Below are 22,593 nucleotides of genomic sequence, written 5' to 3' on the forward strand. Positions count from 1 at the left end.
TCCGCGCATCAGCCGCCTGGGCCATGTCCTGCGCAAGACCAGCCTGGATGAACTGCCGCAGATCTGGAATGTGCTGAAGGGGGAGATGAGCTTTGTCGGCCCGCGCCCCATCGTCACCAAGGAGCTGCCCAAATACGGCAGCAGCGCCGCCGCCTATCTGGCCCAGAAGCCCGGCATCACCGGGCTGTGGCAGGTCTCGGGGCGCAATGATATCAGCTACGGCGAACGGGTGGCGCTGGACGTGGCCTATCTCAGCCGCCGCAGCTTCCCGGCCGATCTCAAAATCATCGCCAGAACCGGCCTCGCTGTGCTCGGCGCCACAGGCCGCTGAACCGCCGCGCCCCCTGCGCGGGCTTTCTTCTTGCAGCCGCCGCGTGTATGCGGGGGCTGACGCGCCTGTGCGGCACGCTCCGGTCATTATGGTATGCGGGTATTCATGAAACAATCGCCTTTGAATGAAACTTCTTCCTTTCCAGTGCGGCGCCTGGCGCCGGGAGAGGCTCCGGAAGACGATGTCATTGATCTCGGGCACCTGCTTGCGACCCTGTGGCGCGGCAAATGGACCATTTTTGCTTCTGCCGCCGCGGCGGTGTTTCTGGGCGGCTTCTACGCCTTTGTCGCTGCGGTGCCGCTGTATACCTCGGGCGCCGTGGTAATGCTGGAAACACAGCAGCAAAGCGTGGTTGACCTGCAAAGCGTGGTCAGCGGCCTGTCCGGCGATGTGACCGAGGTCAACTCGGAGCTTGAAGTGCTGCGTTCCCGGGGGCTGATGGGCAAGGTTGTCGACAAGCTCGACCTGGTCTCTGATCCGGAATTCAACGCCGCGCTTCAGCCTGTCCCCCTGGCCGGGAGGCTTAAGATGCAGGTGGCGGCAGTTCTGGGCGGGCCGGCGGAAGCCCCGGATATTCCGGAGGATCTGGCCCGGAAGCTGACCCGTGACGATGTGATTTCGGCGCTGCTGGAAAAGGTGGTGGTGCAAAACGTGCCGCTGAGCCTGGTGTACCATGTCGTGGTCGAAACCGAGTCGCCGCTGAAATCCGCGATGATCGCCGACACCATCGTGGAGCTCTACACGCTCAACCAGATCGAGGTGAAATTCGACGCCACCGAACAGGCGACAACCTGGCTGACCACCCGGGTGGCGGAGCTGCAGGAGCAGCTGGAGGCCGCCGAGGCCAAGGTCAATGAATTCAACGCTGCAACGGCGCTGGTATCGCCGGAGGCGCTGCAGGCGCAGGAGGTGCAGCTGAAGGACCTGCGCGAGCGCATCCTGATGGCCGGAACCGCGGCGGAAACCGCCCAGGCGCGCTATGCCGGGCTGCGCGATGCCGCCACCCGGGAGGCGCAGGCGGAGATCAGCCAGGACCGGCAGCTGCAGCGGCTGCTGGCGCAGCAGGACGGCACCGCCTTTGATACGGCGTTTCAGCGGGTGCTGGCCCGGGCCGCGGTCGAAGCCCGCCGCAGCGCCCAGCAGGTGAAGACCCTGGTCCAGTCGGAAGCCGAGCTGAGCAGCCAGATTGCCCGGCAGAGCGAAGACCTGATCACCCTGCAGCAGCTCAACCGCGAGTCGGAAGCGGTGCGGCTTTTGTATGAGTATTTCCTGCTCCGCCTGAAGGAGACCTCTGCCCAGGAGGGCATCCAGAAAGCGGACAGCCGGATGCTGTCACAGGCGGTGATCCCGCTGAACCCGTCGTCCCCGCGCAAGTCCATGATCCTTGTCCTGAGCGGGGTCCTCGGATTGCTGCTCGGCTCCGGTATCGTGCTGCTGCTGGAGGCCCGGCGCAGCGGCTACCGGTCGGCCCGGGAGCTGGAGCGCAAGACCGGCTACAGCGTGCTGGGGCAGATCCCGGTGTTCCCGGCGAGCGGGCGGCGCAAGGTCCTGGAATACCTGGCTGAGAAACCGTCTTCTGCCACGGCGGAGGCGGTGCGCAACCTGCGCACCTCGCTGATGCTGTCCAATGTCGACCAGCCGCCGCAGGTGGTGGTGATGACCTCCTCGCTGCCCGGCGAAGGCAAGACCACCAACGCGCTGGCGCTGGCGCAGAACTTTGTGGGCATCGGCAAGAAGGTGCTGCTGGTCGAGGGCGACATCCGGCGCCGGACGATGACGGCCCAGCTCAGCAATGTGCCGCCGCAGGGCATCGTCTCGGTGCTGGCGGGCGAGTCTCCGGCCGAAGCGGCGATCTTCCAGGATCCGCTCTTGGGCTGCGACATCCTGGCGGGGGAAAAGACCTCGGCCAATGCGGCGGATCTCTTCGCTTCGGAGCGGTTCCGCGCCTTCCTGGAGGAGATGCGGCAGCGCTATGACGTGATCCTGATTGATACGCCGCCGGTGCTGATCGTGTCTGATGCCCGGCTGATTGCGCGCAATGCGGACGCGGTGCTGCTGGCGGTGAAATGGGATGACACCGCGGCGCAGGATGTGGAGGAAACCCTGCGGCTGTTCCACACCGACAACCAGCGCCTGACCGGGATGATCCTGGGCCAGATCAACACCCGCAGGATGAAGCAGTACGGTCACAGCTACGGTGATTACGGCTCGAAATATTACGCCAGCTGAACCGGCCTGCGCGTAGCAGGTCCTGCGCGCAAACGGGGCGTGCAAAGAAGAGCGGCGCGCCCGGCCCCGGGCGCGCCGTCTTTTTCAGGCCCGTTTTTTTCAGGCCCGTTTGTCAGGCCGGTCTTTTTCAGACCCGTCTGACGGCCGCAGCTGCCGCCGTCAGTTGGTGCTGACGGTGCTTGTGGTGGAGGGGGTTGCGCCGCCGCCCGCCGCGGCAGCCAGGCCGGCGGCCGCAGCTGCTGCGCCCAGGGCAGGGGCAATCAGCGGCACAAAGCCGGTGACGCCTTCCGCTTCCGCAGCGGCGGCGGCTTCTCCGGCGTCAACCACGGCGCCGATGCAGGCGTCGTCATCATTGGCCTGGTTTTCTTCACAGTCGTCCTGGCTGGCCGTCTGAGCGGTAACGCTGGTAGCAGAAAGGGCCAGTGCCAAGAGGGTAATCCGGATCATCATCAATCTCCTGAAACTATTCGCGGCCAAACTATCATGCCCTGCGGCTCCTGAGAATGCTGCACTGCTGCAAAGTTGCCGCCCTGTGCCAAAAAACAGCACTTTCCGCCGCGTTCCCGGGGCCGCGCCGCGGCCGGGAGCGGTCACCGCCGCGGCAGGGGCGTTTTCGTCCAGGCAAGGGTTGCGCTGCCATCTCAAACAGGAAATGAGACAGGCAGATTCGCCACAGGAAAGAGACATTTCGGGCCTTTTCGCCTGTCCGCGGGACAGCCTGCCGCAAAACGGATAAGGGAAGGCCGGGGCAAGTGATTTTAAAAGTGTTATGAGACAACGGATACTCCAGGGGCGGCATTTGCTGCTGGCAGCGCTGGTGCTGGCGGCCCCCGCAGCCGTGACGGCGCAGACCACCTCGACCTACGGCACACCGGGGCTGATCGAAACGCCGTCGGCCGAAATGTACCCCGATGGCACCCTGGCCTTTACCAGCGGCGTGCTGGACCGGACCCTGCGGGCCACCATGACCTTCCAGATGCTGCCCTGGATGCATGGCAGTTTCCGCTATGCGGTGATCGAGGGATTCGACGGCCAGATCGGCGACCGCTTCGACCGCAGCTTCGATCTCCACTTCCTGCTGCGCGAGGAAAGCCGCAGCGCGCCGGCCCTGGTCCTGGGCCTGCGCGACTTCGGCGGCACCGGGGTTTACGCCTCGGAATACCTGGTGGCCACCAAGACCTTCCGGGAGCGGCTGAAACTCTCCGGCGGCATCGGCTGGGGCCGGATCGCGGGGCGGGGCAGTTTTTCCAACCCGCTGGGGGTGCTGTCGGACCGGTTCAAGACCCGGGCCGCCTCGAATGCCGGAGGCATTTCTGAAACCGGCCAGCTTGATTTCGGCAATTGGTTCCGGGGCGAGGCCGCTTTGTTCGGCGGCGCCAGCTGGGCCTGGAACGACCGGCTGACCCTGCTCGCGGAATATTCGCCGGACCTCTACTCCCAGGAACGCGGCCGGATCGGGTTCGAGGCCGCAAGCCCGTTCAATTTCGGCCTCCAGTACCGGTTCAAAAACGGCACGCAGCTGACCGCGTCCTACATGTACGGCACCACTCTCGGGCTCAACTACAGCTATTTCATCGACCCGCGCCAGAGCGTGGCGCCGGGCGGGCAGGGGGCGGCGCCGCCGCCGCTGCTGCCGGTTGACCGCGTGGCGCTGGCCAGCTGGAACCTGCCGGACGATCCCGCCGCCCCGGCCCGCCGCCAGCAGGTGCTGGCGCAAAAGCTGCAGCAGGAGGGGCTGCGGCTGATCTATCTCGAGACCGACGGGGACAGGCTGCGCATCGGGGTGGAAAACGGCCGTTACGGCCAGGCCGCCCAGGCCATCGGCCGCACCGCCCGGGTGCTGGCCAACACCCAGCCGGCGCAGGTGCAGGGCTTTGACATTGCGCTGATGGCAAACGGGGTGCCGCTCAGCTCCGTGCGGATTGCCCGCAATGATCTTTATGAGCTGGAGCATGACCCGGACGGCGCCTGGCGCAGCTTTGCCCGCGCCGAGGTCTCCGACAGCATCTCCCTGGCCAAGGGCGGCTTCACCGGGGCGGCCTATCCGCATTTCCGCTACCGTTTCGGCCCCTATCTGCAGGCGTCGTTCTTTGACCCCGACGCGCCCTTCCGCTATGAGATCGGCGCCCAGCTGGGGCTGGATTACACGCTGTCGCCGGGGCTGACCCTGTCCGCCGGGCTGCGCCAGCCCGCGGCCGGCAACCTGGATGACAGCCAGCGCCAGTCCAACTCGGTGATCCAGCGGGTGCGCTCTGACTGGGGCCTTTATGCGCAGCAGTCCGATCTGCGCATCGAGCATCTGACCGCGGAATATATCTGGCGGCCCGGTGAAAACCTCTATGCCCGCACCACGCTGGGCTATCTGGAAAGCATGTATGGCGGGCTGTCGGGGGAGATCCTGTGGTTCCCGGCGAACAGCCGCCTGGCCCTGGGGGCTGAGCTGAACTATGTGCGCCAGCGCGATTTCGATGTGCTGTTCGGCTTCCAGGACTATGCCACCGCCACCGGCCATGTCTCCGCCTATTACGATCTGCCCGGCGGCTACCACGCCCAGGTGGACGCAGGCCGTTACCTGGCCGGCGATTACGGCGCCACGCTCACGCTGGACCGGGAATTTGCCAATGGTTTCAAGGTCGGCGCCTTCTTCACCCTGACCACGGTGAGCTTCGATGACTTCGGCGAAGGCTCCTTTGACAAGGGGATCCGGCTGGAGATCCCGGTCTCCTGGCTGACCGGCCGCCCGTCGCGCGACCGGCTGGCCCAGGTGATCCGCCCGGTGCTGCGCGATGGCGGCGCCCGGCTCAATGTGCGCAACCGGCTGTATGGCGTGACCCGCGAGGCCCGCGCCCAGCAGCTGGTCAAGGGCTGGGGGAGGTTTATGCGATGAAACGCCTGTGGCCCGTGCTGTCCGCCCTGCTGCTGTCCGCCCTGCTGCTGCTGTCCTGCGGCGAGGCAAAAGACGATCTCGACCTGCTGCGCGGCGCGCTGCAGCCCGATGCGCCCCGGTTCCACCCGCGCGCTTCGGCGCTGGCCTCTGTCCGGCCGATCCCGCCGCGGCTGGAGGTGGGGTTCCCGACCCGCGGGCTGAGCGGTGTCATGCTCCTGGAAACCGAACGCAGGGGCGTGCAGACCTGGCTCACCGCCGATGGCGCCACCATCACGCTGGAACAGGGGTTCCTCACCTCCGCCAAGGGCTTCGGCTCCGGCCTGGCGGGGTCGGATGTGCGCCAGAGCGCGGATCTGGTGCTGGCAGTGCAGCCAGGCACGGCAGAGCGGTTTCACAGCTTTCTCAACGGCAACGATCAGATCGAGCTGCATGCCTACCGGTGTGAAGTCACGCATCCGGCGGCGGACACCATCTTTCTGCGCGGGGAGCCGGTGCCGGTGCAGAAGCTGGAGGAGCGCTGCCACGGGCTGGCGGAAAGCTTCACAAATACCTATTGGATACGGCAGGGGGCAGTGCTGCAGTCTTCGCAGTGGACCGGCAGCTTCCTGGGCAACCTCTTCATGAAAAGGGTGCCGGATGAGAATTGAATGTAAGTTGATTGGAGGACGCATCGTGCGCCGCATTTCCCTTGCCCTCAGCGCCCTGGCCCTGGCCGGGCTGGTGTCCGGCTGCTCAACCATCTACCGCAGCCCGGCCGTCAAGGCCGGCGTGTCGGATGCCGGCAAGGTCCGGGTGGTGGCAATGACGCCGGAGACCGTGATGGTCGCCAACCGTGCCGCCTATCAGCCGAAGACCCTGCCGGCCGTTTTCGGCCTCTCGGCGGGCTCCGGCGCCGGTGCCAGCCCGCGCGGGCTGGGCGCCCTGCCTGACGCGCCGTCCTCCCAGGGCGGCAGCCGCCAGGGGCTGCGGCTGGACCCGCCGCCCAGCGTCGACCCCGGCCCCTACACCATCGGCACCGGCGATGTGGTGACGCTGTCCACCCCCTCGACCCAGAACACGGTTGCCGAACTGTCGGGCCTGCTGGCAGCACAGAACAGCCGCAACGGCTATACCGTGCAGGATGACGGCGCGATCAATATCCCGGACGTGGGCCGGGTGCGCATCGAGGGGCTCACCGTGGATGAGGCCGAGGCGCTGCTGTTCCAGCGGCTGGTGGAAAGCCAGATCGACCCGACCTTCAGCCTGGAGGTGTCGGAGTTTAATTCCCGCCGGGTGTCGGTCGGCGGTGCGGTCGGCACGCCCGGCGTCTACCCGATCACCCTGACGCCGCTCACCCTGGGCGAGGCGCTGGCGGCCGCGGGATCGGTCTCGGTGGCGGATATCGACACCAGCTCGGTCCGGATCTACCGCGGCGGCACCATGTACCAGATCCCGCTGGAGGATCTCTATGCCCGCTCCGCGCTGCAGCGCCTCAACCTTCTGGCGGATGACTCGGTGTTTGTGGATACCGATTACGACCTTGGCCGCGCCGAGCGTTACTTTGCCCAGCAGATCCAGCTGCAGCAGACCACCATCAGCGGCCGCCGCGCCGCCGTTGAAGAGCTGACGGCCGCGCTCAACCTGCGCCGCGCCGACCTTGATGAGCGGCGGGAGAATTTCAGCCAGGCGGTGGAGCTGGACGCGGTGGAGCGGGATTACGTCTATCTCAGCGGCGAAGTCCGCACCCAGGGCCGCTACACGCTGCCGTTCGGGCGCAAGGCAACGCTGGCGGATGCGCTGTTCGACACCGGCGGCGGCATTGCCAAGGAGACCGGCGACGCATCGGAAGTCTATGTGCTGCGCGCCTCACAGGATATCCGCGAATTCGGCGCGGTCACGGCCTGGCACCTGGATGTGCGCAACGCCGCGCATCTGCCGCTGGCCGCCCGCTTCGAGCTGCGCCCCGATGACATCGTGTTCGTGGCGGAAAACCCGGTGACCCGCTGGGGCCGCACCATCGACCAGATCACACCGTCGCTGATCACCGCGCCGGTGAACGCGCTGGCGGATTGACCGGCGGGGCGGCACCGGGCCTGAGCCAGGGTGCCGCCCCTGCCTGCACGCCTGCCCCGCGGACAGCCGCATTTGAACCGAACTGCCCGGCGGGGCCTGCTGCCCCGGCATCTTTGTTAAATTCCGAGGATTGTTTCCAATGAATATCGCCTTTGCAGGCTGCGGGTTTGTCTTTGACATCTACATGCGCACGGTCCGCGCCCATGACGAGATTACCATCAAGGGCGTCTTTGACATCAATCCGGAGCGCATGCGGCGTGTTCAGGCGCATTACGGGTTTCATGCCTACAGCTCCTATGAGCAGCTGCTGGCCGATCCCGAGGTTGATATCGTCGTCAACCTGACCCCGATCGCGGCGCATTTCGAGGTCAGCAAACAGGCGCTGGAGGCAGGCAAGCACGTCTATTCGGAAAAGCCGCTGACCAAGAGCGTGGAGGAATCCCGCAGGCTGTTTGCCCTGGCCGGCGCAAAGGGTGTCCGCCTGGGCGCCGCCCCCTGCAATATCTTCAGCGATACCGTGCGCACCATGTACAAGGCGGTCGAGGACGGCGCCATCGGCAAGCCGCTGCTGGTCTATGCCGAGCTGGACGACAACCCGATCCACCTGATGGAGTTCGAAAAGGTCAAAAGCCCCACCGGCGCCCCGTGGCCCCTGACCGAGGAAATCCTCGAGGGCTGCACCTATGAGCATCTCGGCTATCACCTGGTCTGGATCTGCGGCCTGCTGGGGCCTGCGGTGTCGGTCACCGCCTTTTCCAGCGAGCTGATCGAGAACAAGACCGAAGGCCTGCCCGGCCGGTCAGGCACCCCGGACTACTCGGTGGCCAATCTGCAGTTTGCCAATGGCGCCGCGGCGCGGATCACCTGCAGCGTGGTGGCGCCGCGCGACCACCGCATGCGGGTGATCGGCCATGCGGGCGAGATCACCGGCGACAGCTACCGCCATTACCGCTCGCCGGTGTTCCTGGAGCGTTACAGCAAGGGCAGTCTGAGTGCGCGCAAGTTCCAGACCCTGCGCGCGCGCCCCGGCCTGGGCCGCCTGTTCGGCATCGGCGGCCGCAAGATCCCGCTGGTGCGCAACTGGAAGACCCCGGCGGTCGAAAAGGACCAGCAGATGAACTCCTCGCTCAAGCAGCGGCTGGTGGAATGGCTGCGCCGCCGCGAGGTTTATGCCCAGGACAAGTTCAGCGGCATCGCCGAAATGGCACAGGAGATCCGGGATGGCCGCCCGCAGTTCCTGACGCCGGATTTCATCATGCATATCAATGAGCTGACCCTGCTGACCCAGGGCGCGGGCAGCGCGGGCATCGCGGTCAGGCCGGCCACCAGCTTTGAGCCCCTCGGGCCGCTCCCGGGCACCGACAGCGGCGGCCGCAACTATGCAGATGCCGCCCGGCCCGGGCTGCTGGAGAAGCTGCTCTCCCGCTGATCCCGGCCTCCGGCGGTCAGACCGCGCTGCGGGCGGCGGCGGCGCAGGCGGCCAGGTTCTGAAGCTTGGTGGTGCCGACCAGCGGCAGGGTGACCCCGGGCTGGCGGATCAGCCCGGCGATCCGCTCCCGCACATGGGCACCGGGGCCGGCAGCGCCGGAAACCGCCTGCGCCCCGCCCAGGATTTCGCGGGCAATCACATGCACCCCGGCCGCGGCCGCCGCAGCGGCCACGCCGTCAAATGTGCTGTCCCCTGGCAGCATCGGGATCTGCAGCGCCTGCACCCGGGGATCCTTCAGCGCCGCCGCGGCGCTGGCGGCGTCATCGGGCGACACCCCGATCAGCCCCAGCTTGCCCGCCTTCTGCGCCTGTGCCAATGCGTCCATCGCGCCTCCGTCCAGCAGCACCTCCGCCGCCGGGCTGTGCAGCATGAACATCTCGATCCGCTCCCGCCCCAGGCGGCGCAGGCTGCTGTCGATGCTTTGGTGCAGGAACCCCTTGTCCCAGCGCACCGGCATCGGTTTGGACCGCGCCGCCGCCACGCCGCTGCGGGCCCGGTCCGAGCGGCGGGCCGCCCCGCGCAGCAGCCCCTTGACCGGCAGCAGCAGGCGCCGCTTCCAGGTCAGGTACTTGCCCGCCTTGGAGCAGACGATGCAGTCGTCACGGTTGCCCAGAACCTGGCCGATCAGCCGTTCGCTGTCGCCCTGGCCGTAGATGCTGGAGGTGTCGAAAAACCGGATCCCCTCCTCCAGCGCGGCCTGGATCAGCGCCGCGGCCTCCGGCCCTGAGGCACCGTTGACCGAGCCCAGGCGGCTGCAGCCGAGGCCGAGCGGCAGCGCGCCCGGCGGCAAAAGCCGTGTTTCTGCGGTTTCAAATGGCATTGCATCGCCTCCGTTTTCTCAAGCGGATTTCATCAGTCCGGCCAGGTGCCGCATCAGGGTTTCCCCTGCCGCGGCAATATGTTCTTCCGGCGCCTCATGGCCAACCCAGGTGAGCAGCTGCTGGCCGGTGCGCTCCTGCGGCTGCGGTCTCAGGCGCAGCACATGGGCCGGGTCCCGGCCGCCGTAGTGATGCGCCCAATGCCCCGCCTCCAGCTTTGCCGGCGCAACCGGGGTCAGCGCCATGATACAGGCCGTCCGGCCGCTTTCCCCATGGCGGAACAGCCAGCCTTCCTCTGAGGCCAAAGGCTGCCACTCGCCGGGCAGCCGCCAGGCCACCTGGCTGCCGGGCGCGGATCCCGACCAGCGGTCCGCTATCAGGAACCCCCGGCCTGCAAAGATCCGGACCGCCCGTGCCACCTGGCCGGGGCGGCTGCGGAACAGCCCCGCCATGGCGTCTTCAGGCAGACGGGAGCCGGGCACCAGTCTGGCCGCAGCGGTGCGGCCGACCTTGAAGCAGCCCAGGAAATCGGCGGGTTCATATCCGCTCCAGGCGGGGCCGTTGTGGGCTGCTGCGCTGCGTTCATAAGCCCGTTCCGGGCCGGTGTTGTAGCGCGAGGTGCCGGGATCGACCAGCAGGCGCTGGCCGCCCAGGCTGATCTCGAGCGAGAGGAAATCCGCATGCCCGTGGCCCGGGTTCCAGCGCGGCCCCAGGGGGCCTGCATCCATCACGCAGAGATCATCGCCCTGTGCCAGCCGCCCGTAGCCGCCCCCGGGCAGCAGGATGCGGCCGTCCGGCGCGGGTGCGCCGGTCCAGACCGGCACTTCGCCATGCCAGCAGTCGTTGAACAGGGCAACCTTGCCGTCCGGGTGGCACAGGGCGGCAAAGGCGGTGCGGGCCGCGCTCAGCCGGTCTGCCAGCGCCCGGCGCAGGCCTGCCGTCAGGAACGGCGCCTCGGCCATGACCGCCAGCGAGACAAGGCTCAGCCCCTGGTACATGGGGGAGCGTTCGATCTGGGTGCCATCCTCCAGAATGGTGGCCCGCAGCAGCCGGGCGATGTCCCGTTCCAGCCGCGCGGCCACCGCGGCCGGAACCTCGGGGACATGGCTGAAATACAGGCAAAGCCCGGCCAGATTGCGCTCCACATGGTTGTTGCACAGCTCGTGCTCGATATTGTCGAGCACAAAGGCCGCATTCAGCTGCAGCAGCCTGGACAGGGCGGCGGCGGTCTCCGGCGGCACCCGGCTGCCGCCTGCCAGCAGGGCGGCGCCAACGGCCAGCAGCCGGTGCGAGGCCGCATAGGGGAACCAATAGCCGCTGAACGCCCCCGGGGCGGCCATGTCGGTGCCTGCCAGCGCGCCTTCGGCCAGGATCCGGGCCGCCGCGCCCTGTTCGGCGCCGCCTTCCAGCAGCATCGGGCAGAGAAATCCCATATGCGCCAGTTTGACCCGCCACATCTGGTGGTCGCCTTCTTCGGCAACCCGGTGGTTCCAGTCGACCTGCTGCGGCGCGCCGAAATCCACCGTGCGCCCGTGGAACCGCATCTTGCCGCGGGGCACCCCGGCCACCATCCCGCGGTACTCGGCACAGTAGAATTCCGCCACCTCCGCCAGCCCCGGCGTGACGCCGGCAGGCGGGACAGGCAGCGGCAGGCCCCGGGCAATCCGCCCGATCCGGTTCCGGTAGGCCTGCGGGAACCGCGGGGCCAGCCGGTTGCGCAGCAGCCTGCGCAGCATATAGGCCGCCATCCGCGGCGACAGCCGGCTCGCCGCGCGCAGCAGGACCGTCATCTTGCGCAGCTTGCTCATGCTGCCATTTCCCCCGCGGCGGTCCGGCTGCTGCCGGGTTTGAACGTCATCGCTCCGATTGAGAAAACCACCACCACATACCAGCTGTGCGGGTCGACAAAGGCAAAGCCCGCATACCACACGATCCAGCAGCACAGCAGGGTGCGGAACGGCAGCCTGACCCCCAGCAGCCGCAGCAGCCGCATCACCAGCACCGCAAACAGCGGCACCCCGAGCAGCCCCAGGAAGATCCACTGCCACCAGAAGCCGTTCGACATCAGGTCGGTTGCCGGAAGCCCCTGATACCATGGGAACAGGAAGAACGCGCCGCTGTCCTGCCAGACCTGGGCCACCACCGGGTAGACGCCTTCATCATTGCCGATCCCGTAGCCGAACAGCGGATAATCCCGCAGCGCGCCAAAGCCCACTTCCGGGGCCACCGCAATCCGCCCGTAGAAGCTGCCGCTTTCGAGATGCCCGCCAGCGGCTTCCATGAAGAGGGCGGCCAGCGGCGCAAAGAAAACAGCGGTCAGCGCCCCCAGGATCACCACTGCAAAGACCAGTACCAGAATTCCGGCCAGCCGCTGCGGCCAGAACTGCCAGACCCCGGCCGCGGCCAGGTAGAAGACCATCTTGAAACTGGGCGACAGCGCAAAGCAGACCGCGACCATGGCCCCCAGGCGCGCCCAGGAGGCGAGGCTGCCGCGCCGCGGGTCCAGGAAGAAGATCATCAGCATGAGCCCCGACAGGCTGTCGGCGAGAAAGGACGGCTCACTGGCAAAGACCGTGGCCCTGACACGGCCGTAAAGCGCCACGTCCCGCGCCTCGGCAAAATAGACAAAGCGGCCGCTGCCGGAATAAAGCGTCTCGCGGATCTGGTCGAACACCGGCTTCAGCCCCATGTTCTCGATCAGGGCCAGAGCGACCAGGACGCTCCAGAAGATGATCATCATGCGCCGCAGCCGCCGCGGATCCAGGGTGCTGAGGGCCTGGATCACCGCCAGGGCGGAGATCACCGACACCAGGAACTGAGCCACCCCCAGCGACAGGCCGCTTTGCGGGGCCGTGCTCAGCAGCGGCAGCAGCAGCATGCAGAAGGCAAACAGCGCAAAACTGGCCCCGGCCCGGTTCAGAAGCGGATTGATGAACAGCAGGGCCAGCGCCGCCGCGCTCAGCAGCATCGGATACATCGGCAGCAGCAGGCTGCCGCCCGAATAGACCGACAGGCGCAGATGCGCACCGGTCAGGTAAATCACGAACAGCGCCATGACCACGCTGCTGACACGCAGCCGCCCGGCCGCCGGCCGCGGAGAGGCGGGAGCGCTGCTCATCATCCGCCGTTCCCCGGGGCCGCCGCCGCGGCGGCCCGGTTCATCTTCCAGGCCAGCCCCCAGAGGATCGAGGCCGAGATGGCATTGACGGCAATCGCCGTGGCAATGGCGCCTTGCACGCCAAAGCCGCCGATCAGGAACAGCCCCAGCCCGATCCGCAGCGATGTGGCCAGGGTCTGGGTCATGGCCTGCACGAAGGGGCGGTCGGACGCCATGAAGATCTCGGCGCCGTAATCCGCCACCGCCCGCACCAGCGGCAGGGCGCCAAGAACCGGCAGGATGCGGGAAAGAAGCTCGAATTCGGGCCCGAAGACCCGGGTGATCAGCGGCGCCAGCACTGCAAATCCGGCCCAGGCGATAAAGCCGTAAACCACAACGGCCGGCACCAGTTTCAGGCTCAGATCATAGGTCTTGCCATGGCCCTGGGCGCCTTCCCGGAACAGCCGGGACTGGAAGGTCACCCGCAGGGCCCGCGGCGGCATTGCCGCCCCGTCCATCAGCCGCGAGGCCACCCCGTAGACCGCCACCATCGCAGGCGTCGAAAACAGGCCGAGGATGATCTTGTCGCTTTCGGTCTGCAGCGCCCCGTTCAGCCAGGTCAGGGAAAAGCTGACACCGCTTTTGCCGTCGAAGCCGCGCAGGCGCAGCACCGGCTTGCCCACCCGGGCCCGCACATAGATCAGGGCGCCCGCCAGAACCAGATAACTGGCCGCGAAATACATCGCCGAGAAGGCCAGCAGCCGCAGCGGCTCGGGCCAGAGCCCGGTCAGCAGCACCGCTGCAAGCCGCGCCAGCGGCAGCGCGCAGATCAGCAGCGAGGCCCGGATCTGCTCCTCGCGGGCGATGAACAGCGACCAGCTGGTGGTCAGAACCCGGGCGGCAAAGAGATCCGAAGCCCCGATCAGCAGGATGACCCACAGCGGCAGCTGCCCCTTGGTGACCAGCCAGGCCGCCACCGCCATCAGCGGCAGCAGCAGCGGAAAGGTCGCCAGCGACACCGCCAGGGCGCGGCCGAAGGCCAGCGGGCCGCTGGCGGCATCGCGGGCGGTGTCGCGCAGCACCAGGCCGCCGCCGCCCAATCCGGTAAAGGAAGACGCAATCAGCGCCACCGAGACGATGAGGAAGAAATTCCCGGTCAGATCCGCGCCCAGAACGCGGGCGGCAACAACCATGTAGACCAGCTGCAGGAATGTCGGCCCGGCCAGCCCCAGCAGCGCCCAGGCGGCAGAGCGCGCCTTGGGCGAGCGCGCCTGCGCCAGCAGCCGTCCTGCCGAAGACCTGACATTCATTGCGGCGCCTCCTCAGACCAGAACACTGCCGGCGTCCGGCCCCAGCGCCCGGGCGAAAGCCTCGGCGCGGGTCTGCCAGGAATAGGCGGCAATGCAATCGTCAAAGGCCGCATTATGCAGCCCGTTCAGCAGATCCGCATCATCAATGATTTTGCAGACCAGATCCACCAGCGCCTCCAGCCCCGGGCTGGCAAGATAGCCGCGTCCCTCTGGCGTCGGCAGGCCGCTGATTGCGCCATCAAGGCCAACCATGGGCAGCCGCTCGAACACATGCGACAGCAGCCGCATTTTGAAGCCGCCGCCCACGGTGTCGGCAATGACCCCCATGCGGCCGGAGGCAATCAGCGCCTCCAGATCTTCGACGAACCCCAGCGTCTGTGCCTTGGGATAGTCCCGGCGCAGCCTTTCGCGCAGGCTCTCCTCCATGTCGCCGGCAATCACCATTTCGATCCCCGCCGCGCACAGCCGGCCGTAGGCAGCCGCCATCCAGTCCAGCAGGATCTGCCGCTTCTGCTCCGAGCGCCGCCCGCCCAGCAGCAGGATCCGGCGCGGCGTCTCCTTGGTGATCCTGCGGCTGGCCACGACCGGGCCGTTGTAGCCGGGGCTGAGGTCCAGGTATTTGCGGCCGCCGCCGATCTTGCGGAAGGGCACCAGATCCGCGGTGTTGATTACCGTCACGATGTCGCAGTGCCGCAGCAGCGCCTCTTCGGCGCGCTGCACCTTGGCCAGGTCGCGGGTGGCCATGATCCGTTTGGGCAGGCTCAGGTCATAGCTGCCGTATTTGGCACTGCGGGTCGGCAGCTCGTATTCATGGGAGATATAGACCAGTTTGGTGCCCGGATTGCGGGCACGGTAGTCCAGCGCCGCGGGCAGCGCATGGGCCAGGCCCAGATTGTCCAGCACGATCGCATCCCAGTTCTGCTGCAGCAGCTGCTTCAGCCGGGCGGTGAAATCCGCGGTGGCCCCTTTCCAGGCGATCAGCGGCAGCGCGGACAGCACCGACCCGGCCCGGCCGCGCCGCTGCGGGCCGGTGACATGCCAGTCAATGCCTGCGGGATCGCGGCGTTCCGCACCGCTGCTGGCACAGAGCACCGTCACTTCGCAGGTCTGCGACACCGCCTCGATGATCCCGCGTGAATAGACCGCATCCCCCGCAGTGGCGGGCGGATAGGGATAGACCTTGGTCAGGTAAAGCACCCGCGGCCGGTCCTGGGCCGGCGCCCCGGCGGCCTGTTCCATGCCCTGTGTCACGGCTTGTGTCATGGCTTGTGTCATGGCAGCCCCGCTCATCGTGTTTTGGCCGGTGACCAGGTGACAACCGTCTGGCCGCGCAGCGCCCGCAGCACCCCGAGGAGAGTCGCCAGCAGGGCCAGGACGATCTCGGCAATGGCGCCGGCCGGGCCGCTCTTGATCCGCGGCCCCAGCAGGCAGGCCGCCAGCAGCAGCGCCAGCGCCGCCAGGCCCAGCAGCGGTGAGATCAGCGCCGCGGTCAGCACCGTCAGCCCCGCGCCCAGGATCAGGAACAGGCCGCCGAACCAGCGGATCACCTTGCGCGACAGGTATTTGAACTTGTCCGCCGGCGCCATGCCCGCCAGCTGCGGGCGCAGGTGCATATGGGTGTGATAGGCCCGTGCGGCGATCCGCACCTTGCGCGAGAACTCCTCCCCGCGCGAGGCCACCAGCCGCTCATAGGCGATGACATCATCGGCCTTGATCAGCCGCTTTCCTGCAAACACCGCCGCCATCGACACCGTCAGATCATCCAGAACCGTATCCGGGAACTCCGGGTAGAGCGCCCGGCGCAGCGAGAAGATGGAGCCATCCGCCCCCATGACATTGCCGGTGTGCGATTCCTGCGATTTCAGCTTTTCCTCGAGGCGCCAGTACAGCCCGCCCACCGAAGCGGTGGCGGATTCCCCGGCGCCCAGGTATTTCAGCGTGCCGCAGACGCCGCCGACCTGCGGGTCCGCATACCAGGCGAAAAGATTGCTGACCGCGGTTTCATCCAGCAGCACATTGGCATCGGTGAAGATCATGATCTCGCCCCTGGCCCGCGCCGCCAGCCGCTTCATGCCATGCGCCTTGCCGTTGCGGCCGCCGCCCTGCACCACGGTCAGCAGGTCCGGCCGCGCCGCCAGCTGCTCATAGGTGCTGTCAGAGGAGCCGTCATCGAAGGCCAGCACTTCCAGATCCGGGTGGCGCGCCTTCAGCGTTTCGATGTTCTTCAGCTTCTCGGCCATCACCCCGCCTTCGTTGTAGGCGCAAAAGACCAGCGTGGCGCTGCAGCTGTGCGCCGGATCCCGCGCCACCGCCCGCGCCGGCAGCAGCCTCAGCAGCAGCGGGTAGATCAAATAGGGGTAGATGACCAGCAGGGCGCAAAGGCCTATGAGCAGGCTCAGAATGTAATACATTGCACAAAAACTCCGTCAGGCCTTCACGGGAAGGCGGCAGGACCGCAGAAACGGCCCGTATGTTCCATGCCCTGCCGGGGCCGCAGTCAGACACCTGCTGCTCCGGCCTGGCCTGCAGGCATCAGCTGTCTCAGCTCTCTCCAAACAGGTCGCGGGTGAAAACCTTCGCGCTGACATCTTCAATTTCCGGGGTCAGCCGGTTGGCAATAATCAGGTCGGCCTCCGCCTTGAAGGCCTGCAGATCCCGGATCACCCGGGAGCGGAAGAAATCCCCGTCTTCCAGCACCGGCTCATACACGATGACCTCGATGCCCTTGGCCTTGAGCCGCTTCATGATGCCCTGAATCGAGCTTTGCCGGAAATTGTCCGACCCGGCTTTCATCACCAGGCGGTAGACCCCGACCACCCGCGGCCCCTTCATCAGGATCTGATCCGCCAGGAAGTCCTTGCGGGTGCGGTTGGCATCGACAATGGCGCGGATCAGGTTCTGCGGCACATGGTTGTAATTGGCCAGGAGCTGCTTGGTGTCCTTGGGCAGGCAGTAACCGCCATAGCCGAAAGACGGGTTGTTGTAATGGCCGCCGATGCGCGGGTCGAGGCTCACCCCATCGATGATCTGGCGGCTGTCCATGCCGCCGGCCATGGCATAGCTGTCCAGCTCGTTGAAGAAGGCCACGCGCATTGCCAGGTAGGTATTGGCAAACAGCTTGATGGCTTCGGCCTCGCTCGGGCCGGTGAAGAGGATCTCGGCATCCTTCTTCTCGGCGCCCTGCAGCAGCAGGTCCGCAAAGGCCCGCGCCCGTGCGGAGTCTTCGCCGACGATGATGCGGCTGGGGTGCAGATTGTCGTAAAGGGCCTGGCCTTCCCGCAGGAATTCCGGGGAAAAGATCACCTGATCGGTGCCCAGCTGCTGGCGCAGCACCTGGACATATCCAACCGGGATTGTCGACTTGATGACGATGGTGGCCTTGGGATTGACCGCGATCACCTGTTCGATCACCGCTTCGACACTGGCGGTGTCGAAATAGTTGTTCCTGGGGTCATAATTCGTGGGTGTCGCCACGATCACGAAATCCGCGCCCGCATAGGCGGCAGCGGCATCTGTTGTCGCCGAAAGCGTCAGCGGGCGGCTGGCCAGGAACTCTTCCAGCCCGGCGTCGGCGATCGGGCACTGGCGGCTGTTGACCATCTGCACCCGTTCCGCCGAGACATCCACGCCCACAACCTCGTTGTGCTGCGCCAGCAGAACCGCGTTGGACAGGCCGACATAGCCCAGGCCCGCGACTGCAATCTTCATGGTGTCACCCCCGGGCATAAACGTCTTCGTAGCGCACGATGTCGTCCTCGCCGACATAGGCGCCGGTCTGAACTTCGATCAGCACCATCGGCACCTTGCCGGGGTTCTCCATCCGGTGAACGGAGCCCAGCGGGACGTAGACGCTTTCGTTTTCGGTCACGAGTTTCACCTCGCCGTCCACCGTCACCTTCGCGGTGCCCTCGACGACGATCCAGTGCTCTGAGCGGTGCACATGGCTCTGCAGCGACAGCGCGGCGCCGGGGTGCACCAGGATCCGCTTGACCTGGAAGCGGTCGCCCACCGCCAGGCTTTCGAACCAGCCCCAGGGGCGGTGGTCCTTGGGAAACTGGGTGGCCTGGGCCGCGCCCTTCTCCTTGAGCGCGGCAACCGCCTTCTTCACATCCTGGGCGCGGGACTTGTCGGCGACCAGCACCGCGTCATTCATCGCCACCGCCATGATGCCCTCGAGCCCGATGCCGACCACCTCCAGCTGCTCGCTGTCGGAGCGCAGGAGCGTGTCCCGGCAGCCGATTGCCGTGGCGCCGCCGCTGGTGACAACGCCGTCTGCATCCGGCCCGCTTTCGCGCCAGACCGCATCCCAGCCGCCCAAGTCGGACCAGGCCGCATCAAAGGGCACCACCGAGAGGTTTGCCGCCTTTTCCATCACCGCATAGTCGATGGAAATGTCTTCGGCCCGGCCCCAGGGCTCTGGTGCAAGGCGCAGGAAGCCGAGGTCCGGCCTGGCCTCCTCCAGCGCGGCCTGCACCGGCTCCATCAATGCCGGCGCATGGGCCGCAAAAGCGGCGATGATGTCGGCGGCGCGGAACAGGAAGATGCCTGCGTTCCACTTGAAATTGCCCGCCGCCAGCATTTCGGCGGCGCGGGCCGCATCGGGTTTTTCCACAAACTGCTTGAGCGGCACCGGCGCGCCGCCGCTGTCCGGCGCGGCGGCAAGCTCGAGATAGCCATAGGCGGTTTCCGCATGGCTGGGGGTGATCCCGAAGGTCACCAGCTGGCCCTGGGCCACCGCCTCAAGGCCGCGGGCCACCGCCGCGTGGAACGCCGCGGTGTCCGGCACCACGTGATCCGACGGGGCCACCAGAAGCACCGCATCTTCCGCTTCGGCATGGGCGCGCAGGGCGGCCGCCAGCACCGCGGGCCCGGTGTTGCGCCCGTCCGGTTCAATCAGGATGGCGCCGGGGTCGATGCCGGCTGCCTGCAGCTGTTCCGTCACGATGAACCGGAAATCTGAATTGGTCAGAACCACGGGGGCGGCAAAGCGGAAACTGCCGGCTTCACCGGACAGGCGGCGCGCCGAGGCCTGAAACAGGGTCTCTTCGCCCATGATCGGGACAAACTGCTTGGGGTAGCTCTTGCGCGACAAGGGCCACAAGCGTGTGCCGGAGCCTCCGCACAGGAGGACGGGGGTAATCAACATGATTAAATACTCGATCAAAGTGCTGTCAGGAAAGGGTCCTAGTGAATGCCTTGCCTTGTGACAAGTGTAAGGGGGTTTTTGCGCCCAAAATTTCAACGGGGGGTCACACGGCCGGGGCAGCTGCTGTTCAGGGCCAATGGCGCCGGGGTATGTTTGCAAGGGGGCTGCTGCAAACGGCCGGAGCTTGGCTGACCCCTTGAGCATGAGGGCGCTTTGCTGGAAAAAGGAGCATCTCTGACAACGGCTGAGACAAGGGCAGGGGCTTGCGGGGCTCGAAATCCAATTCCAGAGGATGGCAATGAGACAGGCTGAATTTGTGAAACCTGTGCCCTTGCGGCTGCTGGCCTTTGTGCTGGTTGCGCTGGCCGAGGCCGTGGCCTTGCGGCTGCTGACCTATGAGACAGAGCAGTTCAATTGCAGCAATGTGGCGGCCTTTGAGCTGTGCAGGGCCCTGCGCACGCTGCCATTGAGCGTGCTGCTGGTGAGTCTGGCGGTGGCCGGGATGACGCTGTGCCGCCCCCGTCTGTGGCACAGTTACCTGGAGCTGGCGGCGGATGCGCCCGCCCGCCGCCCGGGCCCGGCGCTGCTGCATCTGCTGGGGCTGGGGCTGGGGCTGGCTCCTTTCGGCTGGCTGACGCTGGCAGAGCTGGAGGCGCAGTTCAGCCTGGCGGCGCCGCTGTTTCTGGCCGGAGCGGCGCTGGCGTTCTCTGGTGCTGCCCTCTGGCTGCTGCCGCTGCGCGGCTGGGCGCGGTGGTTCTTCAGCAATGGTGCTTTCCTGCCGCTGGCGGCCATCGGTGTCTTTCTGCTGCCGCTGGTGGCCGAGGCCGTCAGCTGGCTCTGGGGCGACAACCGGGTGCTGACACGGGCGACCTTCCAGGCCGTGAGCCTGGTGTTCTCTCTGTCCGGCAGTGAGCTTTACAGTCTTCCCAGCGAACGCGTCCTTGGCTTCCAGGGGTTTTTTGTCCGCATTGCCGAGGCCTGCTCCGGGGTCGAAGGCATGGCTCTGATGGCGGTGTTCATGGGGATATATGCGCTGCTGACGCGCCGGACGCTGCGCATGCTGCCGTTCTGGTTGATCCTGCTGCCGCTGGCCGTCGGCCTGAGCTGGATTCTGAACGTCTTGCGGATTGCCGCCCTGATCTGGCTTGGCGCCAGGGTTTCTCCGGACCTGGCGGTGGGGGGCTTTCACTCCTATGCGGGCTGGCTGATGTTCTCCCTGCTGGCCTTTGCGGTCCTGGCCATCGCCCACAATACGGAATTGTTCCAGGAGCAGCCCGCGCTGCCGGCCGCGGCCGGATCAGGCCGGGGGGCAGGCCAGGGGGCAGAGGGCGGGCTGAGGGCGGACCCTCTGTTTGCCCGCCTCGTGCCCTTCATCCTGTTCATGATCAGCGGCACGCTCACCCCGCTGTTCTGGCAGCCCTCTTCCGATGGCTACCCGCTGCGGGTGGCGTTCATGGTGCTGGGGCTGGGGCTGTTCTGGCCTGCGCTGAAGACGTTCCGCTGGCGGGCGGGCCCGGCTGACTGGCTCACCGGATGCGCGGTGGCGGCGCTGTGGCTCTGGACCGCCCCGGAGGCCGCCGCCTCTGCTGCCGGGACGCCGGATCCGGTCTGGATCCTCTGCCGCCTGCTGGGCACGGTGCTCCTGGTGCCGGTGATCGAAGAGCTGTTCTTCCGCGCCTATGTGCTGGAGCGCATCGCGGGCGGCCCCGGCGCGGCGCCCTGGCGGGCCCTGGCGGGGCTGGCGGTGAGCAGCCTGCTGTTTGCCGCGCTGCATGACCGCTGGCTGGCCGGTGCCCTGGCGGGGCTGGCGTTCGGGCTGCTGTATCTGCGGACCCGCCGCCCTGGCGGAGCGGTTCAGGCGCATATGCTGGCCAATGGGCTGATTGCCGCCGCGGCCCTTGCTGCCGGGGATTTCGGGCTGATCTGACCGGGGTTGCCCGGGCTGCGCCGCCGCGGCAGGGGGTCTGTTAAGGTTCCTTAAAATTTGCCTAACATGCAGGCTAAAGTGTTGATAATGTACTAACTTTTGCCACATCCGCACCCCGACCCGCCCGCAGGGGGTGTCTATCCAGTCTCCAACGCCCGTTTTTGCCTTGGAGATCTGACCATGCCGGCCTTTGCCCCTCTGTCCCGCGCCCGTTCCGCCTTTCGCCCGGCTGCCCGGGCGGCCGCCGCCTGCGGCCTGGCGCTGATGCTGCTGCAGCCCTCTGCGGCGGCGGCCCGGCAGACCTATGTGGTGGGCAGCGACCGCGGCGGCTATCTGCATGACCGGCTGATCGAGCTCAGCAACCTGCAGAAACACGGGGTGCGGGTCGAGATCCGCGGCAAGGTCTGCTATTCCACCTGCACCATGTTCCTGGGCCTGCCGGGCGCCTGTGTCGACCCGGCCACCACCTTCGGCTTCCACGGCCCCTCGCGCGGCGGCCGCCGCCTGACCCAGGAGAAGTTCGACTATTTCAGCCGGGTGATGGCGCAGTATTACCCGGCGCCGCTGCAGTCCTGGTTCATGGCGGAGGGGCGCAACCGGATTTCCGGGGTGCACAAGATCAAGGGCAGCGAGATCATCCGCATGGGCGTGCCTGCCTGCAGCAGCGCCTGAGCGGGCGGGCTTGCCCCCGCGGCGGCACCGTTTCAGCAGCCGGAACAGCAGGCGGCGCGTCAGCCCCAGCAGGCGCGCTCATCATCACCCAACCCATGTCTGCTCGTCCTCGCTGCCTTATGCGAGGAGAGGGAGACTTCTGCTTTGCTGATGGGTGGCATTACTGCCTTGCGGCTGCAGAAGAAGCTTCTCATAACGAAGGTTATGTTAAAATCGGATTGCGCCGCAGACCGGGCCTGGATCCGGCAGTTCCATGACTGCAGAGAGGAATATAAAAAACGGGCCCTCGCAGGCCCGTTTTCCTGAAATCTTGCCTGCGCCACAGGGGCGCGGCCGGGCATCACTCGGTGGTGGTGGTGGTGCCGGAGGTGTCGTCGTCATTGGCTACCACGCCGACCACAACGGCAGCGGCCACGATGCCGGCCACGGCAGCAGCGCTCAGGCCGCCCACGGCAAAGCCGCCGGCACCAGCAGCACCTGCGCCTGCCCCGGCCCCCGCACCTGCGCCAGCACCGGTCCCTGCGCCAGCACCCTGCGCGGGTGCTGGGGCGACTTGCTGAGCCGAAACGGCTGTGGCGGAGGCCAGGGCGGCCAGGGCCAGGGCAGTCAGAAGATTCTTCATGTCAAACTCCTTT

General features: G+C 66.9%; 18 protein-coding genes. 8 read left to right on the plus strand and 10 right to left on the minus strand.

Going from position 1 to position 22,593, the window contains the following annotated elements; all coding sequences use genetic code 11:
- Window positions 1–331, plus strand: a 331-nt coding sequence (locus N6L27_RS20305; RefSeq protein WP_271909254.1) for a sugar transferase, incomplete at its 5' end; no start/stop codon positions are given.
- Between the two features lie 105 nt (window positions 332–436).
- The gene (locus tag N6L27_RS20310) at window positions 437–2,560 is read left to right on the plus strand and encodes a polysaccharide biosynthesis tyrosine autokinase (RefSeq protein WP_271909255.1); all 2,124 of its coding nucleotides are present in this window, start codon (window positions 437–439) and stop codon (window positions 2,558–2,560) included.
- A gap of 159 nt (window positions 2,561–2,719) precedes the next feature.
- Here N6L27_RS20310 and N6L27_RS20315 read toward each other — a convergent pair whose 3' ends face one another.
- The gene (locus N6L27_RS20315; protein ID WP_271909256.1) at window positions 2,720–3,007 is read right to left on the minus strand and encodes a hypothetical protein; all 288 of its coding nucleotides are present in this window, start codon (window positions 3,005–3,007) and stop codon (window positions 2,720–2,722) included.
- Window positions 3,008–3,329: 322 nt separating this feature from the next.
- Here N6L27_RS20315 and N6L27_RS20320 point away from each other — a divergent pair, with 322 nt between their 5' ends.
- The 4 genes from N6L27_RS20320 to N6L27_RS20335 all read left to right on the plus strand — a co-directional run bounded on the left by N6L27_RS20320 (window position 3,330) and on the right by N6L27_RS20335 (window position 8,928).
- A complete protein-coding gene (locus tag N6L27_RS20320) occupies window positions 3,330–5,447 on the plus strand; it encodes a YjbH domain-containing protein (RefSeq protein ID WP_271909257.1) in 2,118 nt (705 codons plus the stop codon).
- Window positions 5,444–6,094, plus strand: a complete 651-nt coding sequence (locus tag N6L27_RS20325; protein WP_271909258.1) for a YjbF family lipoprotein — start codon at window positions 5,444–5,446, stop codon at window positions 6,092–6,094. Before N6L27_RS20320 ends, N6L27_RS20325 begins: the two co-directional genes overlap by 4 nt.
- 148 nt (window positions 6,095–6,242) lie before the next feature.
- Complete coding sequence (locus N6L27_RS20330; RefSeq protein ID WP_442915811.1) at window positions 6,243–7,499, plus strand: polysaccharide biosynthesis/export family protein; 1,257 nt, start codon at window positions 6,243–6,245, stop codon at window positions 7,497–7,499.
- 139 nt (window positions 7,500–7,638) lie between these two features.
- On the plus strand, window positions 7,639–8,928 hold the full coding sequence (locus N6L27_RS20335) for a Gfo/Idh/MocA family protein (RefSeq protein ID WP_271909260.1): 1,290 nt from the start codon (window positions 7,639–7,641) through the stop codon (window positions 8,926–8,928).
- Window positions 8,929–8,944: 16 nt separating this feature from the next.
- Here the strand turns inward: N6L27_RS20335 and N6L27_RS20340 are convergent, their stop codons facing one another.
- The 8 genes from N6L27_RS20340 to N6L27_RS20375 all read right to left on the minus strand — a co-directional run bounded on the left by N6L27_RS20340 (window position 8,945) and on the right by N6L27_RS20375 (window position 19,359).
- Window positions 8,945–9,808: an aldo/keto reductase gene (locus tag N6L27_RS20340; protein ID WP_271909261.1), complete on the minus strand. Its 864-nt coding sequence runs from the start codon at window positions 9,806–9,808 to the stop codon at window positions 8,945–8,947.
- Between the two features lie 18 nt (window positions 9,809–9,826).
- A complete protein-coding gene (locus N6L27_RS20345) occupies window positions 9,827–11,614 on the minus strand; it encodes a heparinase II/III family protein (RefSeq protein WP_271909262.1) in 1,788 nt (595 codons plus the stop codon).
- Window positions 11,611–12,924 carry a hypothetical protein gene (locus N6L27_RS20350; protein WP_271909263.1) on the minus strand — a complete coding sequence of 438 codons (1,314 nt, stop codon included), beginning with the start codon at window positions 12,922–12,924 and terminating at the stop codon, window positions 11,611–11,613. Before N6L27_RS20350 ends, N6L27_RS20345 begins: the two co-directional genes overlap by 4 nt.
- The gene (locus N6L27_RS20355; RefSeq protein WP_271909264.1) at window positions 12,924–14,213 is read right to left on the minus strand and encodes a lipopolysaccharide biosynthesis protein; all 1,290 of its coding nucleotides are present in this window, start codon (window positions 14,211–14,213) and stop codon (window positions 12,924–12,926) included. The genes N6L27_RS20350 and N6L27_RS20355 overlap by 1 nt, the downstream gene beginning before the upstream one ends.
- A 12-nt stretch (window positions 14,214–14,225) precedes the next feature.
- Window positions 14,226–15,488 carry a glycosyltransferase gene (locus N6L27_RS20360; RefSeq protein ID WP_271909265.1) on the minus strand — a complete coding sequence of 421 codons (1,263 nt, stop codon included), beginning with the start codon at window positions 15,486–15,488 and terminating at the stop codon, window positions 14,226–14,228.
- A gap of 11 nt (window positions 15,489–15,499) precedes the next feature.
- Window positions 15,500–16,624 carry a glycosyltransferase gene (locus N6L27_RS20365; RefSeq protein ID WP_271909266.1) on the minus strand — a complete coding sequence of 375 codons (1,125 nt, stop codon included), beginning with the start codon at window positions 16,622–16,624 and terminating at the stop codon, window positions 15,500–15,502.
- 130 nt (window positions 16,625–16,754) lie between these two features.
- Window positions 16,755–17,921, minus strand: coding sequence for a nucleotide sugar dehydrogenase (locus N6L27_RS20370; protein WP_271909267.1), 1,167 nt, complete (start codon window positions 17,919–17,921; stop codon window positions 16,755–16,757).
- Window positions 17,922–17,925: 4 nt separating this feature from the next.
- Entirely contained in the window at window positions 17,926–19,359 is a 1,434-nt protein-coding gene (locus N6L27_RS20375) for a mannose-1-phosphate guanylyltransferase/mannose-6-phosphate isomerase (RefSeq protein ID WP_271909268.1), read from the minus strand.
- A gap of 298 nt (window positions 19,360–19,657) precedes the next feature.
- Between N6L27_RS20375 and xrtE the strand changes: the two genes are divergently transcribed.
- Both xrtE and N6L27_RS20385 read left to right on the plus strand, forming a co-directional pair.
- Window positions 19,658–21,286 (plus strand): exosortase E/protease, VPEID-CTERM system, encoded by a 1,629-nt coding sequence (xrtE, locus tag N6L27_RS20380; RefSeq protein WP_271909269.1) that lies wholly within the window; start codon window positions 19,658–19,660, stop codon window positions 21,284–21,286.
- Window positions 21,287–21,466: 180 nt separating this feature from the next.
- Window positions 21,467–21,958, plus strand: coding sequence for a hypothetical protein (locus N6L27_RS20385; RefSeq protein WP_271909270.1), 492 nt, complete (start codon window positions 21,467–21,469; stop codon window positions 21,956–21,958).
- A gap of 340 nt (window positions 21,959–22,298) precedes the next feature.
- Here N6L27_RS20385 and N6L27_RS20390 read toward each other — a convergent pair whose 3' ends face one another.
- Entirely contained in the window at window positions 22,299–22,580 is a 282-nt protein-coding gene (locus N6L27_RS20390) for a hypothetical protein (protein ID WP_271909271.1), read from the minus strand.
- Window positions 22,581–22,593: the final 13 nt, after the last annotated feature.

The organism is Leisingera sp. SS27 (genome assembly GCF_028368855.1).
Taxonomy (GTDB): Bacteria; Pseudomonadota; Alphaproteobacteria; order Rhodobacterales; family Rhodobacteraceae; genus Leisingera.

Coding starts and splice junctions, on each gene's coding strand:
- N6L27_RS20310 (WP_271909255.1), top strand. CDS start 437: ATGAAACAATCGCCTTTGAATGAAACTTCTTCCTTTCCAGTGCGGCGC.
- N6L27_RS20315 (WP_271909256.1), bottom strand. CDS start 3,007: ATGATCCGGATTACCCTCTTGGCACTGGCCCTTTCTGCTACCAGCGTT.
- N6L27_RS20320 (WP_271909257.1), top strand. CDS start 3,330: ATGAGACAACGGATACTCCAGGGGCGGCATTTGCTGCTGGCAGCGCTG.
- N6L27_RS20325 (WP_271909258.1), top strand. CDS start 5,444: ATGAAACGCCTGTGGCCCGTGCTGTCCGCCCTGCTGCTGTCCGCCCTG.
- N6L27_RS20335 (WP_271909260.1), top strand. CDS start 7,639: ATGAATATCGCCTTTGCAGGCTGCGGGTTTGTCTTTGACATCTACATG.
- N6L27_RS20340 (WP_271909261.1), bottom strand. CDS start 9,808: ATGCCATTTGAAACCGCAGAAACACGGCTTTTGCCGCCGGGCGCGCTG.
- N6L27_RS20345 (WP_271909262.1), bottom strand. CDS start 11,614: ATGAGCAAGCTGCGCAAGATGACGGTCCTGCTGCGCGCGGCGAGCCGG.
- N6L27_RS20350 (WP_271909263.1), bottom strand. CDS start 12,924: ATGAGCAGCGCTCCCGCCTCTCCGCGGCCGGCGGCCGGGCGGCTGCGT.
- N6L27_RS20355 (WP_271909264.1), bottom strand. CDS start 14,213: ATGAATGTCAGGTCTTCGGCAGGACGGCTGCTGGCGCAGGCGCGCTCG.
- N6L27_RS20360 (WP_271909265.1), bottom strand. CDS start 15,488: ATGACACAAGCCATGACACAAGCCGTGACACAGGGCATGGAACAGGCC.
- N6L27_RS20365 (WP_271909266.1), bottom strand. CDS start 16,624: ATGTATTACATTCTGAGCCTGCTCATAGGCCTTTGCGCCCTGCTGGTC.
- N6L27_RS20370 (WP_271909267.1), bottom strand. CDS start 17,921: ATGAAGATTGCAGTCGCGGGCCTGGGCTATGTCGGCCTGTCCAACGCG.
- N6L27_RS20375 (WP_271909268.1), bottom strand. CDS start 19,359: ATGTTGATTACCCCCGTCCTCCTGTGCGGAGGCTCCGGCACACGCTTG.
- xrtE (WP_271909269.1), top strand. CDS start 19,658: ATGAGACAGGCTGAATTTGTGAAACCTGTGCCCTTGCGGCTGCTGGCC.
- N6L27_RS20385 (WP_271909270.1), top strand. CDS start 21,467: ATGCCGGCCTTTGCCCCTCTGTCCCGCGCCCGTTCCGCCTTTCGCCCG.
- N6L27_RS20390 (WP_271909271.1), bottom strand. CDS start 22,580: ATGAAGAATCTTCTGACTGCCCTGGCCCTGGCCGCCCTGGCCTCCGCC.